The organism is Pseudomonas sp. FSL R10-1350, assembly GCF_009600525.1.
GTDB lineage: Bacteria > Pseudomonadota > Gammaproteobacteria > Pseudomonadales > Pseudomonadaceae > Aquipseudomonas > Aquipseudomonas helleri.
Genome location: NZ_WIVR01000166.1, coordinates 1 through 809 on the forward strand (window position 1 = coordinate 1; position 809 = coordinate 809).

At 64.2% G+C, this 809-nt stretch carries 1 protein-coding gene and 1 pseudogene; both read left to right on the forward strand.

Features of this window, described 5'->3' with window-relative positions; genetic code table 11:
* A pseudogene (glcE, locus tag GHO25_RS26235) lies at window positions 1-463 on the forward strand (glycolate oxidase subunit GlcE); the annotation flags it as partial.
* A 3-nt stretch (window positions 464-466) separates the two neighbouring features.
* The coding region (locus tag GHO25_RS25665) for a 4Fe-4S dicluster domain-containing protein (protein WP_153393395.1) at window positions 467-809 on the forward strand (343 nt) is incomplete at its 3' end.

Here is an 809-nt window from a genome sequence, read left to right on the forward strand (position 1 = left end):
TCCAGCAACTCGCCGCCCAGCCTGTCATGGGCAGCCGCCACCGACCCTTCGCCTTGAAGGCGGCGAAGGGTCGGTGGCGGCTGCCCATGACAGGCTGGGCGGCGAGTTGCTGGACGCCGCCTATTGGGCGGATTTGAACGAGCAACGCCTGGATTACTTTGCTCAAGGCCAGCCGCTGTGGCGCTTGTCCTTGCCCAACAACACCGCGCCACTGGCCCTGCCCGGCCAGCAGTTGATCGACTGGGGCGGCGCCCAGCGCTGGCTCAAATCGGATGCCGATGCGGCCTTTATCCGCCGTGTGGTTGAAGAAGTGGGCGGGCATGCGACCTGCTACACACCCGGCCTGACTGACAGCCCGTTCCAACCGTTGCCGGCAGCCCTGATGCGCTACCACCGCAATCTCAAGCAACAACTCGACCCCAAGGGTATTTTCAACCCCGGGCGCCTGTACGCGGAGCTTTGAGCCATGCAAACCACTTTGAGCCAAGAGGCCCGGCAACTGCCCCGTGCCGAAGAAGCCGAACGCATCCTGCGGTCCTGCGTGCACTGCGGTTTCTGCAATGCCACCTGCCCGACGTATCAATTGCTCGGCGATGAACTGGACGGCCCGCGCGGGCGGATTTACCTGATCAAGCAAGTGCTGGAAGGCAACGACGTCACCCGCAAAACCCAAGCGCATCTGGACCGTTGTCTGTCGTGTCGCAATTGCGAAACCACCTGCCCTTCCGGGGTCGATTACCACAACCTGCTGGACATCGGCCGGGCGGTGGTGGACGCGGCGGTGCAGCGGCCGCTTGGCCAGCGCCTGT